This is a genomic window from Streptomyces sp. NPDC059852, assembly GCF_042731455.1.
Classification (GTDB): Bacteria; Actinomycetota; Actinomycetes; order Streptomycetales; family Streptomycetaceae; genus Streptomyces.
In genome coordinates, this window is the sequence record NZ_JBHWJK010000014.1 from 49,194 (window position 1) to 65,013 (window position 15,820).

Genomic DNA, 15,820 nt, shown 5'->3' on the forward strand with positions numbered 1-15,820 from the left:
ATCAAGGAGGTGCCCATGGGGGAACGCAAGGCGGTCCAGGACGCGGAGTTCCAGAGCTTCGTCACCAGCCGCTGGCCACGCCTGCTGCGGACGGCTTTCCTCCTCACCGGCGAACAGCACGCCGCTGAGGATCTGACGCAGACGACGCTGGAGCAGGTCTACGTGGCCTGGCGCAGGGTGGGGACGGCCGACGACCCGGAGGCCTACGTCCGGCGCGTGATGATCAACGCCCACGCGCGAAGACACCGGCGGCGGCTCCGGGAGTTCCTGGCGCCGAAGGACGACTCGGGCCTCGCCCGCGAGGTGCCGGACACCGGCGACCGCATCGCCCAGGCCGACGACCGCGGCGCCCTGCTCACGGCACTGGCCCAGCTGCCGCCCCGGCAGCGGGAGGCCGTGGTGCTGCGGTACTGGGAGGACCTGACCGAGACGCAGACGGCCGAGGCGATGGGCTGCTCCGTCGGAGCCGTGAAGAGCAACGCGGCCAAGGGCATCGCGAAACTCCGCGCCCTGCCGGGCCTGGCGGAGATGGTCACGCAGGGAGGGCGGAGCCGATGAGCGCGAAGCGGGAGACGAACCACCACATGACGATCGACGGCCTGACCGTCCACGACCCGGGGGACGCCGACCGCACCCCCTGCGACATCGCGCCGCTGCTCGCCCACGCCGCGGACGGCGTCGAGATCGGGACGGCCCCGTACGCGGCGGTACTGCGCGGCGGGCGCCGCCGCAGGGCCCGCCGCTGGGCCGCGGCGACGGCGACCGCCCTGGCCCTGGTCGCCACGGCCGGCACCCTCGCGGTGGCGGGGCTGCCCGCCGGGGACGGCTCCGGGGACACCTCGGTCGCCACGAACCCCGCGCCCCCGCCCACGCCGCCCGGCCCGGACGTGCGCACGCCCTCGCGGACGCTGCTCGCGAGCGGCACCGACCACGGGAAGCGGTGGCGGGTCCTCGTCGACCTCTGGGAGGCCCCGCGCACCGAGCGCCAGGCCGCCGCCGAGCTCGCCGCGATGCGCTCCTTCGGGCAGCGGCCGGCGAACGTGGCCGACGCCGCCGACCTCGTCGGCAGGAGCACCTACTTCGTGCTGCGCGAGTACGGCGAGGCGGACACGGCACGTGTCGTCAGCGAGGGCGCCTTCACGGACAAGGCCGGTTCGTCCGGCGAGGACATCGAGGCGGTGGCGATGCCGCTGGTGCCTGGGGCGAAGGACGCCGAGGGCGCGGAACGGCTCGTCGTCGGGAGGGTCGCCCTGGACGCCCGGAAGGTCACCTGCACCTGGAAGGACGGAACGACGACCGAGGTGCCGTCGTTCTTCGAGGCGGCCGGCGGGGCCACCCCCACCAAGGGGGTCGACATGGGCAGCGAGACCCCGCTGATCCGGGTGGTGGACGGCTCACCGGCGGCCTGGTTCGCGTGCGTGGCCCCCGAGGGCACGGCGTTCGAGTCCGTGGCGGTCACCAAGTAGGGCCGGGGTCACAGCCACCCCTGCTGCCGTGCCTCCCGCAGCGCCTCCGTCCGGTTGCGGGTGCCGGTCTTGCCGATGGCGGAGGACAGGTAGTTGCGGACCGTCGACTCCGACAGGTGCAGCCGGGCGGAGACGTCGGCGACCGTCGCGCCGTCCGAGGAGGCGTTCAGCACGTCGCGCTCCCGTGCGGTCAGCGGGTTGGGACCGGCGCTGAGCGCGGCCGCGGCCAGGGCCGGATCGATCACCGTCTCACCGGTCAGCACCCGGCGGACGGCGACGGCCAGCTCCTCCACGGGTCCGTCCTTGACGAGGAAGCCGGCGGCACCGGCCTCCATGGCCCGCCGCAGATAGCCGGGGCGGCCGAACGTCGTCAGGATCAGCACCCGGCAGTCGGGCACCTGGTCGCGCAGCTCGGCGGCGGCGTCGAGGCCGCTCATGCCCGGCAGTTCGATGTCGAGGAGGGCCACGTCGGGCCGGTGCGTGAGGGCGGCGTCCACGATCGCGTCACCGGCCGGCACCTGCGCCACCACCTCGATGTCCGGCTCCATCCCGAGCAGTAAGGCGAGCGCCCCGCGCATCATGCCCTGATCCTCGGCGAGCAGCACCCGGATGTGTCTCCCGGGCCGGCGATCCGACGGCATCTCGTTCACGGACCAAGCGTAGGGGGGTGGGGGACCGAAGGCACCGGTCGTCACGGAGCTTCACGGCGCCGGCGACCCGGCGGTCGCCGGGACCGCGTCCCCGTCCGTGCCGCCCACCGACCCGACCACATGCCCCGCCCCCTCCACCGCGTCCGTCGGAAGTTCCGCCGTCACTGCGAACCCTCCGCGATCCGGGCCGGCCGTCAGGGTGCCTCCGGCGGTGGCCAGGCGCTCGGTGAGGCCCCGTAGACCCGTGCCTCCGGTGGGGCGGGGGTGGCCGGTGCCGCGGCCGTCGTCCGCCACCGTCAGCCGGGCGCGCTCGCCGTCGCCGGTCACCGCGATCTCGCAGCGGCTCGCCCCGCTGTGCCGGACGACGTTCGTGGCCGCCTCCCGGACCACCCAGCCCAGCAGCGCCTCCGTCTGCGGGGCGAGCGGCGGGCCCGAGCGGCGGACGACCGGTTCCACGCCGGCCGCCCGCAGGGCCGAGACCGCGCCGTCGATCTCCCGGCTCAGGCTGCCCTCCCGGTAGCCGGTCACCGCCTCACGGATCTCCGTGAGCGCCTGCCGGCCGACCGACTCGATGTCGGCGAGCTGCGCCTGGGCCGCCTCCACGTCCCGGGTGGTCAGCCGCCGGGCCGCCTCCGCCTTCACCACGACCACCGACAGCGTGTGCCCGAGGAGGTCGTGCAGATCGCGGGAGAAGCGCAGCCGCTCCTGCTCGACCGCCCGGTGCGCCAGCTCCTCGCGGGCCGCCCGCAGCTGCCGTACGGCGTCCGAGAGGGACAGGATCGCCGCCGTCACCATGGTCGAGATCCAGGTCGCGTAGGCGATGCCGAGTCCGTCCCAGCCGTCGTGGGAGACGGCCACCGCACCGGCCAGCACGCCCAGGGCCGCCCCGGTCGGCCGCAGGTGCGGGAAGCGCACGGCCGCGCCCGTGGCCAGCCCGAGGAGCGGGAAGAACAGCAGCCAGGTGCCGCCGTAGGCCAGCGCCAGGGCGCAGGTCACGCCGGTCATGAGCACCAGGGCCACCCTGGTCGAGGGCGCCTCCCGGGTCTCCTTCACGAAGGAGCGGAACGCGACGTACACGTAGAGCGAGTTGAACGCCAGCAGCCCCAGCCCGCCGATCAAGGGGCTCGCGGTCTCGCCGTGGAAGAGGTTGGACAGGGAGCCCAGGCCCAGGAGCAGCCAGGGCAGCAGGCTGTAGCCGCTCGGCGCGGGCGTCCCGTCCCGGGCGCCCGCGCACGACGTCCCCTGACGCTTGAACAACCAGGCCATGTCCGTGTCCCCTGTCGCCGACGTCCGCTGCCTTCGACGGTACGGACTGCGGCGGCCGTCCGGCAGGGGCACGCGTCCTGCGTCCGGCAGGACGAATGTCCCGGCCGGGCTGTGTCTGACACGGTGTCAGGAGTCTTCACAAGTGCCGGGGCCTCGGCTATACAGAGGGCGCCGCACTGGAACGCGTTCTAGAACGACCGGGTTCCGCGGCCCCGTGACGACCTCGGTGCGGCCGACGGTGCGGACGGCCGTACCGAGGTCCCGACCGCCGCTGTCAGGAGCCGTATGCCCATCGACGCAGCCAAGGCCCTCGCCGCCGGACCCCGGACCGGCGAGATCTCCTGGAACTCCAAGGACGTCCAGCTCTACCACCTCGGCATCGGCGCCGGCGTCCCCGCCACCGACCCCGGTGAACTGCGCTACACCCTGGAGTCCAGGCTGCACGTGCTGCCCAGCTTCGCCACCGTCGCCGGCTCCGGGGCGCCCGGCGTCATCGGCGGACTGTCCATGCCCGGCATCGAGGTGGACCTCGCCCGCGTCCTGCACGGCGGCCAGCACCTCACCGTCCACCGCCCCCTCCCGGCCGAGGGCACGGCCACCGCCGTCCACCGCATCACCGGCCTCTACGACAAGGGGAAGGCGGCCGTGCTCGTGCTGCGCACCGACGTCGAGGACGCCGACGGGCCGCTGTGGACGAACGACGCCGAGATCTTCATCCGCGGGGAGGGCGGCTTCGGCGGCGAGCGCGGCCCCTCGTCCCGCCCCGAACCTCCCGCCGGGGAGCCGGACCGCGTCCTGGAACGGCCGCTCCGCGAGGACCAGGCACTCCTCTACCGCCTCTCCGGCGACTGGAACCCGCTGCACGCCGACCCCGACTTCGCCCAGCGCGCCGGGTTCGACCGGCCCATCCTGCACGGGCTGTGCACCTACGGCATCACGCTCAAGGCCGTCGTCGACAGCCTGCTCGACGGCGACGTGACCCGCGTGCGCTCCTACCGCGCCCGTTTCGCCGGGGTCGCCTACCCGGGCGAGACCCTGCGCGTCCGCGCCTGGTCCGGCGAGGGATCCGTGCGCGTCGCCGTGACCGCGGCCGACCGCGACGACGCACCCGTCCTCACCGACACCGTCGTGGACCACACCTGACCGGTCCCACCGGTCACGCCATGCCGGCCCGCCGGGCCCGTCGAGGAGGTCGCCGCCGAGACGTGCGCGGCGGCCGAGGTACTGGGCCTGCGCCGCGGCTGGAGAAGATCCGGACAGGCGTACGGCCCCGGTCCTCCGGGAGGATCGGGGCCGTACGCTGTGCCCGGTGCGGCCTCAGGCCGCCGTCCCGGTCTCCTCGACCGGCTTGCGGTGACGGCCGCGGGGGGCCGTCTGACGGTCGCTCGCCGAGACGTCGCTGGCCGAGACCGGGCCCCGGTGCCGGCCGTGCCCGGCGGCCTCCTGGACCTCGGACGACGGCTCGGTCGTGGTGGCGTTGCTCATCGGTAAGGTTCACCCCGTAAACATGATCTTTCCAACAGCCGGGTGAGTCTAACCAACCCTCCGAGGGCCGGATCCACGCGTCGCGCCGACCGGCACTAGTTCGTTACAAGACCGCCCAAGGGTGCTTGCTGCAAGGGCACGGGACGCGTCACGACGGGATGCGGAGGCTCCGTTTCCGTGGCCGCCGACGGCACCGGTTCCGGCCTCGTCTCCGCCTCCATCGGGGCGGCCGGCGCCTCCACCCGGGCCACCCCGCAGGGCACGTCCACGGTGGCGTACGGCAGCCGCAGCTCGCCCTCCGGGGACCACACCCCGGTGCCCGTCAACCAGCCGGCGGGCGCCGCGAAGTGACGGACCGTCCGCTCGGCGGGCCGCCACACCCCGACCCAGCCGCCGACCGGCCCGTCGACGCGCAGCGCCACCCCGCAGCTCTCCGGCGTCAGCACCTGACCCGGCTGGATCGCGAACGGCGTCACCTCGTGGTCCGGCATCCGCAGCGACTCCGGGAAGCGCACCGGAAGGGTGCTGCCGAGGACGCCCCAGCCGAGCCGCGGCCGCCCCGGCGACGGGGCGTCCGAGCGGACCAGCAGCAGTCCGCTGTCCGGGTCGGCGAGCAGGACCCGGTCGTCGCTGTCCGCCGTGATCTGCAGCAGCGGCGACACCTCCCCGTCCCGCTCCAGATCCACCACGACGGCCTTCGTCCGCCCGCCGGACTCCCGGTCGAGGGCCAGCATCCGCCCCTCCCGGTCCAGCCACACCCCGCCCGAGCAGCGCCCCGGGATCCGGGCGAGCCGCTCCGGCCCGAAGGCGCCGCCGGCCACCAGCCAGACCGCGCTGGAGCGCCGCCCCACCGCCAGCGCGTAGGCCCGCCCGCCGCCCGGCGCCGGGGGCAGCATCCGCAGCCGGGTCCCGTCGTCCGGGCACTCGACCGCGCCCAGCAGCAGCTCGCCGGTGCCGGGGCCGGTGGGGTACAGCAGGGAGAAGACATGGCGTCCGTCGGTCGGGCGGCGGACGAGGACCCGCCCGTCGCCCATCGGCTGCACCTCCGTGCCCGGCTCCTCCGGCTGATGGCTGGGCAGGGGCACGGCGTAGGGCTCGGGGCCGTCCAGGGTCCAGCGCTCCGGGAACCAGCAGTCGCCGTCGAGCGCGAGGCGGGCGGCGTAGGAGCCGTCCGCGGTGATGACGCACTGCGTCCGAGGCGCGTCGCCGCTGTCGGACTCCGCCGCGGACTCGATCGCACAGGCCGTCATGGTCCGGTCACCTCCGGTCACGACGCTAGTTTTCGCCCGCACAGCCGAGGCCCGGGCCAGGTTCCGCTTCACACAAAGGGGTGGCACAGGAACGATTCGCCTGAGGAAACGGGGACCGGTGTGCTGGACGGCGCCGCACGCGACGGGGGAGGACCCGGGCGACCGGCGGGAACGGCCGCCGCGGCCGCCGAAGCGGGCGCCCCGGAGCCGGTACGGCCCCCGACAACGGCCAGGTAGCCTGTCCCTCGTGCCCCGTCTGTCTGAAGTCATCGCCGCGCTGGAGACCCTGTGGCCCGCCGAGCGGGCCGAGTCCTGGGACGCGGTCGGCACCGTCGTGGGCGACCCCGGCCAGGAGGTCTCCCGGGTCCTGTTCGCCGTCGACCCGGTCCAGGAGATCGTGGACGAGGCGGTCGAGCTCGGCGCCGACCTGCTGGTCACCCACCACCCGCTCTATCTCCGGGGGACGACGACCGTCGCGGCCTCCCACTTCAAGGGCCGCGTCGTGCACACCCTGATCAAGAACGACATCGCGCTGCACGTCGCGCACACCAACGCCGACACCGCCGACCCGGGCGTCAGCGACGCCCTCGCCGGCGCCCTCGACCTGCGCGTCACGGGCCCCCTCGTACCCGACCCGACCGACCCCGAGGGCCGCCGGGGCCTCGGCCGCGTCTGCGAGCTGGACCAGCCGCTCACCGTGCGCGCCCTCGCCGCCCGCGCCGCCGAGCGGCTGCCCGCCACCGCGCAGGGCATCCGCGTCGCCGGCGACCCGGAGGCCGTCGTCCGCACCATCGCCGTCAGCGGCGGCTCCGGCGACAGCCTCTTCGACCAGGTGCGGGCCGCCGGCGTCGACGCCTTCCTCACGGCCGACCTGCGCCACCACCCGGTGTCCGAGGCGGTCGCCCACAGTCCTCTCGCGCTGCTCGACGCGGCGCACTGGGCCACAGAGTGGCCCTGGTGCGAGCTGGCCGCAGCCCAGCTCGACGAGATCTCCGACCGCCACGGATGGGACCTGCGCGTCCACGTCTCCGCGACGGTCACCGACCCCTGGACCGCCCACGCGGCGTCCACCACCACCGATTCCACGGGAGCCCCCAACTGAACGCCGCGCCCGCCGACCAGATCCGCCTCCTGGACGTCCAGGACCTCGACGTCCGCCTCCAGCAGCTCGCGCACAAGCGGAAGTCGCTGCCCGAGCACGCCGAGATCGAGTCCCTCACCAAGGACCACACCCAGCTGCGCGACCTGCTCGTGGCCGCGCAGACCGAGGAGAGCGACTGCGCCCGCGAGCAGACCAAGGCCGAGCAGGACGTGGATCAGGTGCGCCAGCGCGCCGCCCGCGACCAGCAGCGCCTGGACTCCGGTGCCGTCACCTCCCCGAAGGACCTGGAGAACCTCCAGCGCGAGATCGTCTCCCTCGCCAAGCGCCAGGGCGACCTCGAGGACGTCGTCCTGGAGGTCATGGAGCGCCGCGAGTCCGCGCAGGAGCGGGTCGCCGAACTGACCGAGCGCGTCGGCTCCGTGCAGGGCAAGGTCGACGACGCCGTCGCCCGCCGGGACGCCGCGTTCGAGGAGATCGACGCCGAGGTGGCCACGGTGACCAAGGAGCGCGAGGTCGTCGCCGCCGCCGTCCCGGCCGACCTGCTGAAGCTCTACGAGAAGCTGCGCGAGCAGCAGGGCGGCGTCGGCGCGGCCAAGCTGTACCAGCGCACCTGCCAGGGCTGCCGCCAGGAGCTCGCCATCACCGAGCTCAACGAGATCCGCGCCGCCGCCCCCGACACCGTGGTGCGCTGCGAGAACTGCCGCCGCATCCTGGTCCGCACGGCCGAGTCCGGCCTCTAGGAGCCGGTGCCGTGCGGGAGTTCATCGTCGAGGCCGACGGCGGGTCACGGGGCAACCCGGGGCCCGCGGGCTACGGCGCGGTCGTGATCGACGCGGCCACGGGCCAGACCCTGGCCGAGCGCGCCGAGTACCTCGGCGTCGCGACCAACAACGTCGCCGAGTACCGGGGCCTGGTGGCGGGGCTGCGCGCCGCGCACGAGCTGGACCCGGCGGCCACGGTCCACGTCCGCATGGACTCCAAGCTCGTCATCGAGCAGATGTCGGGCCGCTGGAAGATCAAGCACCCCGACATGAAGCCGCTGGCGTTCGAGGCGGCGCGGATCTTCCCGCCCGCCCAGGTGACGTACGAGTGGATCCCGCGCGAGCAGAACAAGCACGCGGACCGGCTGGCCAACGAGGCGATGGACGCGGGCAAGCGCGGGGAGCGGTGGAGCGCGCGGGACTCGACGGCGGAGCTGGAGGCGGCCGACGCGAAGGCTGCCGCCGGGACGGCCTCCGGGGGTGCCGGCACCAGCGCCGGGGACGCCGGTACGACCGCGGTCCCCGCGGCCGGCTGGGCCCCCGCCGACATGGGCGCACCCGCCACCTTCGTCCTGCTCCGGCACGGCGAGACCCCCCTCACCCCGCAGAAGCGGTTCTCCGGCAGCGGCGGCACCGACCCGGCCCTGTCCGCCGCCGGCCGGGAGCAGGCCGAGCGCGTGGGCGCCGCCCTCGCCCGGCGCGGCACCGTCCAGGCGGTCGTGGCCTCGCCGCTCACCCGCACCCGGGAGACCGCCGCGATCGTCGCGGCCCGCCTCGGCCTGGAGGTCACCGTCGAGGAGGGCCTGCGCGAGACCGACTTCGGCGCGTGGGAGGGCCTCACCTTCGGCGAGGTGCGCGAGCGGTACCCCGACGACCTGACCGCCTGGCTGGCCGACCCGCGGGCCCGCCCCACCGGCGGCGGCGAGAGCTTCGCGGCCACCGCGGACCGGGTCGCCGCCGCCCGCGACAAGCTGATCGCGGCGTACGCGGGGCGCACGGTCCTGCTCGTCACCCACGTCACGCCGATCAAGACGCTCGTGCGCCTGGCCCTGGGCGCACCGCCGGAGTCCCTCTTCCGCATGGAGCTGTCGGCGGCCTCGCTCTCCGCGATCGCGTACTACGCGGACGGCAACGCGAGCGTGCGGCTCTTCAACGACACCTCACACCTGCGCGGGTGACCGGCCGAGACCGGCCGCCTCGCGGGCCAGCGTCTCGACCCGCCCCCAGTCCCGGGCCGCCACCGCGTCCGCCGGGAGCATCCAGCTGCCGCCCACACAGGCCACGTTGGGCAGGGCCAGGTAGTCCGGAGCCGAACCGGGGCCGATGCCGCCCGTCGGGCAGAACCGCACCTGGGGCAGCGGCCCGTACAGCGACCTGAGATACGCCGTGCCGCCCGCCGCCTCGGCCGGGAAGAACTTCAGCTCCCGCACCCCGCGCTCCAGCAGCGCCACGACCTCCGACGCGGTCGACACCCCCGGCAGATACGGCACCCCGGACGCCCGCATGGCGTCGAGCAGCGAGTCCGTCCAGCCGGGGCTGACCAGGAACCGGGCCCCCGCCTCCACCGACCGCATCACCTGCCCGGGCGTGAGCACCGTGCCGGCCCCGACCACGGCGTCCGGCACGGCGTCGGCGATCGCCCGGATCGCGTCGAGCGCGCTCGGGGTCCGCAGGGTCACCTCGATCGCCCGCAGCCCGCCCGCGACCAGCGCCCGGGCCAGCGGTACGGCGTCGGAGGGGTCGTCCACGACGACCACGGGGACGACGGGCGCGAGATCCAGGACCGATGTCATGACCGACATCCTGCCGAGGCCGAACAGTGGGCGCAATGCCCGTTGCGCAGGATGCAATGCGTGAGGGGCGAGGGACGGGGGGCACAGGGAACTTTGCGCGGCGATCGCCAGAAGTCAGTGGACCTCGGCGATGGTCAGAGGTCAGTGGACCTCGGCGATGGCCATAGGTCAGTGGACCTCGTCCACGAGCACGTCCAGCGCCCACGGCTTCCCGGCCCCTGCGGGCGCCTCGGCCTCCACCTCGTACCCGAGGTCCCGCAGCGCCCCGACCAGCTCGGCCGGGTCCTTCGGCGCGGCCCCCTCCGTGAGCAGGCTCCGCACGATCCGGCCCTTCGTCGCCTTGTTGAAGTGGCTGACGACCTTCCGGGTCGGCGCGTGCAGCACCCGGACCGTCGCCGTCCGGCCGGCCACCTCGCCCTTGGGCTTCCACGCCGCCGCGTACGCCGCCGAGCGCAGATCCAGCACCAGCCCGTTCCCGGCGGCCTCCGGCAGCACCTCGGCCATCGGTGCCCGCCAGTGCCCGGCGAGCGCGCCGAGGCCGGGCAGCTTCACGCCCATCGAGCAGCGGTAGGAGGGGATGCGGTCGGTCACCCGGACGGCACCCCACAACCCCGAGAACACCAGCAGCGACCGGGCCGCCCGCCGCTTCGCCGCCGCGTCCAGGGTGGCGAGGCCGAGAGCGTCGTAGAGCACCCCGGTGTAGATCTCCCCGGCGGGCCGGGCGCCCGCCGTCCGCAGGTCGGCGTTCTTCGCGACCTCGCCGCGCAGCCCCTCGCTGAGCCCGAGCACGTCCCGTGCCTTGTCCTCGTCCCCCGCGCACAGGTCGACCAGCTCGGTCAGCACGGCCTCCCGTGCCCCGGCCAGCCCCGGCAGGGCCAGCGACTCCGGCTTCAGCGGCGCACCCCGGCCGGACGCGGCCTTGCCTTCGGACGGCGGCAGCAGGACAAGCACAACGACTCCTCACGATCGAACCCCGCCCAGCGTACGGCGTGCCCACCGGCCCCCCTCGCCCTACGCTCGACTCATGCCCCGCCGCCACATCCGCGTGACCGGCGCCCCCGAGGCCCCCCTGCGCGCCGCCCTCACCGCGCTGCGCACCCGGCTCGACGTCCCGACGAGCTTCCCGCCCGAGGCCCTGGCCGAGGCGGAACGCGCCGCGAAGGCCCCCGTCCTCCCGGAGCGCGACGCCACGGACATCCCCTTCCTCACCATCGACCCGCCCGGCTCCACCGACCTCGACCAGGCCCTCCACCTGTCCCGGCGGGGCACCGGCTATCGCGTCCGGTACACCATCGCCGACGTCGCCGCCTTCGTCGTACCGTCGGGTGCGCTCGACCGGGAGGCACACCGGCGCGTGACGACCCTCTACTTCCCGGACACCCGCGTCCCGCTGCACCCCGCCCCGCTCAGCGAGGACGCCGCCAGCCTGCTGCCCGGCCGGGACCGCCCCGCCGTCCTCTGGACGCTCGACCTCGACGCGGAGGGCCGTACGGTCGCCGTCGACGTCCACCGCGCCCTGGTGCGCAGCCGGGCCCAGCTGGACTACGCGGGCGTGCAGCGGCAGATCGACACCGGGACCGCCGAGGAACCGCTGGCCCTGCTCAAGGAGATCGGGGAACGGCGCGAGCGCCTGGAGCTGGAACGCGGCGGGATCTCCCTGAACGTCCCCGAGCAGGAGATCGTCGAGCACGACCACACCTACGAGCTCGCCTACCGCGCACCCCACCCCGCCGACGGCTGGAACGCCCAGCTCTCCCTGCTCACCGGCATGGCCGCCGCCGAGCTGATGCTGGCCCACGGCACCGGCATCCTGCGCACCCTGCCCGCCGCCCCCGACGGCGCGGTCGGCCGGCTGCGCCGCACCGCCCGCGCCCTCGGCATCGACTGGCCGCACCACGTCTCGTACGCCGCGCTCGTCCGCTCCCTCGACCCGCACCGGCCGCACCACGCGGCCTTCCTCCAGGAGTGCACGACCCTGCTGCGGGGCGCCGGCTACACCCCGTTCCGAGACGGCGAGCTGCCCGCCCTCACCACCCACGCCGCCGTGGCCGCCCCCTACGCCCACTGCACGGCGCCGCTGCGGCGCCTCGTGGACCGCTACGCCTCGGAAATCTGCCTGGCGGCAACGGCGGGGGATCCGGTCCCCGACTGGGTCCTGGCGGCCCTCGACACCCTCCCCGCCCGGATGACCGAGGGCGCGCGACGGGTGGGCACGGTCGAGCGGGAGTGCGTCGACCTGGTGGAGGCGGCGCTGCTGAAGGACCGGGTGGGGGAGGAGTTCGACGCCTGCGTGATCGACGTGGACGACCACCGCCCCACCACCGGCGTGGTCCAGCTCCGCACCCCGGCGGTGATCGGCCGCATCGACGGCCGGACCCCACTCCCTCTCGGCGACCCCCTCCGTGTCCGCCTCACCCAGTCGGACCCGGCGACGGCGAAGGTCCGCTTCGAGGCGGTGTGAGGGCGGTGACGATCCCGCCGTCGACGTCGAGGGACGGCGGGGCGGGGGCTGTGCCACGATCGAGGGAACGGTTCCCGATCTCCCGGACAGGTGATCTTCCGATGTCCCAGTCTGACGGGCGACAGAAGGAGGGGCGTGACATGACCGCCATGGCCCACGAGCCGCTCACACAGGAAGACGTCCTGCTGGAGGGCTTTCTCGCCCTGGACACTCCGGAGGGTTTCCGGGCCGAGCTGGTCGAGGGGGAGATCGTTGTGACGCCGCCGCCGGACGGGGATCACGAGAAGTACATCAGCCGGATCGTGCGGCAGGTGATCAGGCTCTCCAGGACCGACATGGACGTCTCGGGCAACAAGGGGCTGCGACTGAAGAGCGGGGACTCCTGCCCCAAGAACCATGTGGTCCCGGACGTCACCTTCGCGCCCATGGAGGCCGACCTCTTCGGCGGAGCGGGGTCCTGGATGCCATGTGACGGTGTCGCCATGGTGCTGGAAGTGACATCGACCAAGCCCCAGGCGGACAGGGAGGCGAAGCGCCGCTGCTATGCGCGTGGTGGTGTCCCCTTGTATCTCCTGCTCGACCGTGACACAGCACAGGTCACCCTCTTCAGCCAGCCCGAGAAGGACGACTACCGAGAGCACTGCACACGCCCGTTCGGCAAACCGCTCACCCTCCCCGCCCCCTTCGCCTTCGAACTGGAGACGGCCGACCTCCTCTGACCCCGCCCGGCGACCGCCGCGCCTCCTTCCGCCCGGTACCATGGTCGACACGGCAGACGAGCCGGGCGGGCGGCCGCGTGGAGTCCTTCAGGGGGCTTCCCGAGGAACGTCCGGGCTCCACAGGGCAGGGTGGTGGCTAACGGCCACCCGGGGTGACCCGCGGGACAGTGCCACAGAAAGCAAACCGCCCGGCACTCAGGTGCCGGGTAAGGGTGAAACGGTGGTGTAAGAGACCACCAGTGCCTGGGGTGACCCAGGCAGCTAGGTAAACCCCACCCGGAGCAAGGTCAAGAGGAGCACTGTAAAAGGTGCTCTGCGCGGACGATCGAGGGCTGCCCGCCCGAGTCCGCGGGTAGACCGCACGAGGCCGGTGGCAACACCGGTCCTAGATGGATGGCCGTCGCCCCGGCTCCCGCGAGGGAACCGGGGAACAGAACCCGGCGTACAGCCCGGCTCGTCTGCCGCTTCTACAACTCACCCGGAATCGCTTCGCGTTACCGCCCGCTGCTCCTTGCGTTCCTGTCATGTGGTCGTCTTCGCGCCCTTCTGCAGCTCAGGGTTGGTGCGCTGGCCTGTGCCGACGAGCAAGAGGAATGCCGCCAGGACAGAGGTCGCACAGGCCAGCAGGAACACGTCCGACTTCTCGTCGGCGAACATGCCGGCCGCGGTGAGCGCGAGGAACACACCGGTGGACTGCCAACCGGTTCCGGAGGGCATCCGGCCTGCCGTCTGCCAACGTCTGCGGGGGATCCACAGGCGGAGAAGTTCTGTCGTGGCGGCGAGAGCGAAGAGCCGGGACGCGATCATCAGCCATATGGGAGCCGTGTTCGCTCCCAGCTCGCCGACGCCTACGACGGTCGTGAAGGCGAAATAGAGAATCGGCAGCAGCCAGCCCAGGCCTGCCCGGGCACCGGGTGCTGGGGCGGCAGCGGCGGCGGGCTTGGCGAGGTCGACCGGTCGCCGGGGAGACGGGATCGCGTGCAAGGAGGCCATCGGCCGGAGTGCGCGTGACTGGGCCCCGCGGATGCGGCGGCCCGCATCACCGTACTGGGCCACGTGGGCTGACAGGTCCGCCTGGAGTGCGAGAAGGCGTTCCGCCAACGCGTCGAACTCGGCCCGGCGCTCAGCCGCGCGGTGGCCGGCCTGGCGTTCGGCGGCGGTGAGGCGAGCAAGGGCCTCCGAGTGAAGCCGTACGGCTTCCCTGCGGGTGGCTTCCGCTGCGAGCGGTGCCTCGGCCAGTTCTTGGCGGAGCCGGGTGCGTTCGGCCTCGATGATCTCCGCGATGCGATGACGCTCGTCCGCGGGGAGTTGACGCGGAGCCAGGGCTTCGGCGCGAGCCACGGCCGACCTGCGCCACTCCATCAAGGGACGGCCCCGGTGTTCGCCGATGCCGTTGATGTGGATCTTGCCGCCTCGGGTGCGGTGGATGTAGAGAACCTCCCCGCCCTTGCCGTTGGGGGCCTTGCCCCAACTGACTCGCTTGAAGTCGGCAGCCGTGGTGATGCCCTGGGCCGCCAGGTCGCGGATCAGGCCGTGGCCGATGCCGTTGATCTGGCTTGCGGTCAGGCGGGTGCTGCTGAGCGTGCGCTGGACGGACTCACGGCGTAGGACGGTCAGGGCCTGCCTCTCCCTGTGGTCGCGCTTGCCGCCGAGGTTCTCCATCTTGCGGGTGAGAGAACGCTCCTGGCGCGCCTGTTTCTCAGCGATGCGCTGCATCGACTTGCCATGGACGGCTTCCGCGTGGCTGCGTTGCTTCGCCTCGCGGTTCAGACGTCTCTGGTCGGCGACCTCGAAGGCGTGGCGCTTGGTGAGGAGACGCCGGAGGGCGCGTATCGCCTCGATCAGGCGACGGCGTTCGGCGCGAATCTCCGAGCGGGTGAGCGGGACGGAGCTGTGGCCGTCCCGCTGAGTAGTAATGCTGTCGATCACGTGGTCTCGCTCAGGGGCAGGGTGATGGGGGCCGTGGCCCGGTCCAGGGCGCGGAGCGGAGGGCTAGCCGGTGGTGAAGCGACTGAGACCGGCAAGCTGCCGGCCTGCGGACCGCAAGACATGGGTGTGCATGTAGATCCGGACTCTCCGAATGTGGAAACGGTTGCGCACTTCGGTGAACGAACTGTGTCCCCGTACAGCCGGCTCAGGTGCTGTCACCCTGCGGTGTGGACGCTCCTGCCCCAGTTCAGCCGCCCAGCGCCACGATCGTCTTCGGCTCCTTCTCCAGGAGGTGGGCAATGCCCGCCTCTGTCGCCATCGCCCGCCGCTGCGGGTCGGCCTCCGTGCGCTCGGCCTCGCACCTTTCCCAGTCCGCGGGCTGGAGGAACAGCATGTCGCCCGAGTCGGGGACGATCAGGACGCCGCCGAAGGCCGGGTCTCCGGCGAACCAGGCGCCGGCTTGCGTGCCGCGGGGCCGACGACGGGTCATCGACGCGTTCAGGGCGCGCATCGTGCGAGCCCCGTGCTGCCCCCGGATCGGCAGTTTCAGCGTGTGGACCGTGCCCAGCAGCAGCCAGTCGGAACCGCGGTGGTCGACTCGGCTCCGGTACTCCAGGGGATACGTCCGCAGCACCCGCTCGCACACGTCGAGGCGGCGGCCGTGGTGGAGCTGGAGGAGAAGGAGGAGCAGGACGAAGAGGCCGGGCACGATCGGGAGGACCGTCGGAAGGTGTTCGGTACGCCCGCCGAGACCAGGGTGAAAGGCAGCGCGATCAGAATCGTGCCCAGAGCGGCCCGCAGGGCCAGGTGGCGGGTTCGGGCCGAGCTGTTGCGGGCGACGATCTCCGTCACATCGGGGGTCCGGCGTGGCGGCTGCGGCATGCGGTGACTCCTCGGGCGGATCGGTACCGGACAGCGTAGGGCGGTGTCACCCTCAC

The 15,820-nt window shown here is 73.5% G+C and carries 16 protein-coding genes and 1 other RNA gene; 9 read left to right on the forward strand and 8 right to left on the reverse strand.

The window, feature by feature from the left end; translation table 11 throughout:
* The first annotated feature begins 15 nt into the window (after positions 1–15).
* Both ACFV46_RS19390 and ACFV46_RS19395 read left to right on the forward strand, forming a co-directional pair.
* Positions 16–558: a SigE family RNA polymerase sigma factor gene (locus ACFV46_RS19390; protein WP_361932138.1), complete on the forward strand. Its 543-nt coding sequence runs from the start codon at positions 16–18 to the stop codon at positions 556–558.
* Positions 555–1,466: a hypothetical protein gene (locus tag ACFV46_RS19395; protein WP_385498964.1), complete on the forward strand. Its 912-nt coding sequence runs from the start codon at positions 555–557 to the stop codon at positions 1,464–1,466. The genes ACFV46_RS19390 and ACFV46_RS19395 overlap by 4 nt, the downstream gene beginning before the upstream one ends.
* An 8-nt stretch (positions 1,467–1,474) precedes the next feature.
* On the opposite strand, the gene ACFV46_RS19400 is transcribed toward ACFV46_RS19395, so the two are convergent.
* Positions 1,475–2,107, reverse strand: a complete 633-nt coding sequence (locus tag ACFV46_RS19400; RefSeq protein ID WP_376728886.1) for a response regulator transcription factor — start codon at positions 2,105–2,107, stop codon at positions 1,475–1,477.
* A 60-nt stretch (positions 2,108–2,167) separates the two neighbouring features.
* Positions 2,168–3,382, reverse strand: a complete 1,215-nt coding sequence (locus tag ACFV46_RS19405) for a sensor histidine kinase (protein ID WP_385498966.1) — start codon at positions 3,380–3,382, stop codon at positions 2,168–2,170.
* Positions 3,383–3,667: 285 nt separating this feature from the next.
* On the opposite strand from ACFV46_RS19405, the gene ACFV46_RS19410 reads away from it, so the two are divergent.
* Positions 3,668–4,525 (forward strand): MaoC/PaaZ C-terminal domain-containing protein, encoded by an 858-nt coding sequence (locus tag ACFV46_RS19410; protein WP_385498967.1) that lies wholly within the window; start codon positions 3,668–3,670, stop codon positions 4,523–4,525.
* Between the two features lie 174 nt (positions 4,526–4,699).
* On the opposite strand, the gene ACFV46_RS19415 is transcribed toward ACFV46_RS19410, so the two are convergent.
* Together ACFV46_RS19415 and ACFV46_RS19420 are read right to left on the reverse strand one after the other, a co-directional pair.
* The gene (locus tag ACFV46_RS19415; RefSeq protein ID WP_361932128.1) at positions 4,700–4,867 is read right to left on the reverse strand and encodes a hypothetical protein; all 168 of its coding nucleotides are present in this window, start codon (positions 4,865–4,867) and stop codon (positions 4,700–4,702) included.
* A gap of 95 nt (positions 4,868–4,962) precedes the next feature.
* Positions 4,963–6,117: a hypothetical protein gene (locus ACFV46_RS19420; protein WP_385498969.1), complete on the reverse strand. Its 1,155-nt coding sequence runs from the start codon at positions 6,115–6,117 to the stop codon at positions 4,963–4,965.
* Positions 6,118–6,364: 247 nt separating this feature from the next.
* Between ACFV46_RS19420 and ACFV46_RS19425 the strand changes: the two genes are divergently transcribed.
* Genes ACFV46_RS19425 through ACFV46_RS19435 form a run of 3 tightly spaced genes read left to right on the forward strand, consistent with a single transcriptional unit; the run spans position 6,365 to position 9,158 of the window.
* Positions 6,365–7,219 (forward strand): Nif3-like dinuclear metal center hexameric protein, encoded by an 855-nt coding sequence (locus ACFV46_RS19425; protein WP_361932123.1) that lies wholly within the window; start codon positions 6,365–6,367, stop codon positions 7,217–7,219.
* Positions 7,216–7,959 (forward strand): C4-type zinc ribbon domain-containing protein, encoded by a 744-nt coding sequence (locus ACFV46_RS19430; RefSeq protein WP_361932239.1) that lies wholly within the window; start codon positions 7,216–7,218, stop codon positions 7,957–7,959. The genes ACFV46_RS19425 and ACFV46_RS19430 overlap by 4 nt, the downstream gene beginning before the upstream one ends.
* A gap of 11 nt (positions 7,960–7,970) precedes the next feature.
* Complete coding sequence (locus ACFV46_RS19435; RefSeq protein ID WP_385498970.1) at positions 7,971–9,158, forward strand: bifunctional RNase H/acid phosphatase; 1,188 nt, start codon at positions 7,971–7,973, stop codon at positions 9,156–9,158.
* On the opposite strand, the gene eda is transcribed toward ACFV46_RS19435, so the two are convergent.
* Both eda and yaaA read right to left on the reverse strand, forming a co-directional pair.
* Positions 9,141–9,773: a bifunctional 4-hydroxy-2-oxoglutarate aldolase/2-dehydro-3-deoxy-phosphogluconate aldolase gene (gene eda / locus ACFV46_RS19440; protein ID WP_385498971.1), complete on the reverse strand. Its 633-nt coding sequence runs from the start codon at positions 9,771–9,773 to the stop codon at positions 9,141–9,143. The genes ACFV46_RS19435 and eda overlap by 18 nt on opposite strands.
* A 168-nt stretch (positions 9,774–9,941) precedes the next feature.
* Positions 9,942–10,724: a peroxide stress protein YaaA gene (gene yaaA, locus ACFV46_RS19445; RefSeq protein ID WP_385498973.1), complete on the reverse strand. Its 783-nt coding sequence runs from the start codon at positions 10,722–10,724 to the stop codon at positions 9,942–9,944.
* A gap of 73 nt (positions 10,725–10,797) precedes the next feature.
* On the opposite strand from yaaA, the gene ACFV46_RS19450 reads away from it, so the two are divergent.
* From ACFV46_RS19450 to rnpB, 3 genes are all read left to right on the forward strand, one after another.
* A complete protein-coding gene (locus ACFV46_RS19450) occupies positions 10,798–12,234 on the forward strand; it encodes an RNB domain-containing ribonuclease (RefSeq protein WP_385498974.1) in 1,437 nt (478 codons plus the stop codon).
* Between the two features lie 140 nt (positions 12,235–12,374).
* Positions 12,375–12,953 (forward strand): Uma2 family endonuclease, encoded by a 579-nt coding sequence (locus ACFV46_RS19455; RefSeq protein WP_361932111.1) that lies wholly within the window; start codon positions 12,375–12,377, stop codon positions 12,951–12,953.
* A 57-nt stretch (positions 12,954–13,010) separates the two neighbouring features.
* An RNA gene (gene rnpB / locus ACFV46_RS19460) (RNase P RNA component class A) lies at positions 13,011–13,414 on the forward strand.
* 61 nt (positions 13,415–13,475) lie between these two features.
* On the opposite strand, the gene ACFV46_RS19465 is transcribed toward rnpB, so the two are convergent.
* Both ACFV46_RS19465 and ACFV46_RS19470 read right to left on the reverse strand, forming a co-directional pair.
* Positions 13,476–14,882 carry a hypothetical protein gene (locus ACFV46_RS19465; RefSeq protein ID WP_385498976.1) on the reverse strand — a complete coding sequence of 469 codons (1,407 nt, stop codon included), beginning with the start codon at positions 14,880–14,882 and terminating at the stop codon, positions 13,476–13,478.
* A 247-nt stretch (positions 14,883–15,129) separates the two neighbouring features.
* Complete coding sequence (locus ACFV46_RS19470; RefSeq protein WP_385498977.1) at positions 15,130–15,591, reverse strand: hypothetical protein; 462 nt, start codon at positions 15,589–15,591, stop codon at positions 15,130–15,132.
* Between the last annotated feature and the right edge of the window lie 229 nt (positions 15,592–15,820).

Coding starts and splice junctions, on each gene's coding strand:
- ACFV46_RS19415 (WP_361932128.1), bottom strand. CDS start 4,867: ATGAGCAACGCCACCACGACCGAGCCGTCGTCCGAGGTCCAGGAGGCC.
- ACFV46_RS19390 (WP_361932138.1), top strand. CDS start 16: ATGGGGGAACGCAAGGCGGTCCAGGACGCGGAGTTCCAGAGCTTCGTC.
- ACFV46_RS19450 (WP_385498974.1), top strand. CDS start 10,798: ATGCCCCGCCGCCACATCCGCGTGACCGGCGCCCCCGAGGCCCCCCTG.
- ACFV46_RS19420 (WP_385498969.1), bottom strand. CDS start 6,117: ATGACGGCCTGTGCGATCGAGTCCGCGGCGGAGTCCGACAGCGGCGAC.
- eda (WP_385498971.1), bottom strand. CDS start 9,773: ATGACATCGGTCCTGGATCTCGCGCCCGTCGTCCCCGTGGTCGTCGTG.
- ACFV46_RS19405 (WP_385498966.1), bottom strand. CDS start 3,382: ATGGCCTGGTTGTTCAAGCGTCAGGGGACGTCGTGCGCGGGCGCCCGG.
- ACFV46_RS19395 (WP_385498964.1), top strand. CDS start 555: ATGAGCGCGAAGCGGGAGACGAACCACCACATGACGATCGACGGCCTG.
- ACFV46_RS19400 (WP_376728886.1), bottom strand. CDS start 2,107: ATGCCGTCGGATCGCCGGCCCGGGAGACACATCCGGGTGCTGCTCGCC.
- ACFV46_RS19410 (WP_385498967.1), top strand. CDS start 3,668: ATGCCCATCGACGCAGCCAAGGCCCTCGCCGCCGGACCCCGGACCGGC.
- ACFV46_RS19455 (WP_361932111.1), top strand. CDS start 12,375: ATGACCGCCATGGCCCACGAGCCGCTCACACAGGAAGACGTCCTGCTG.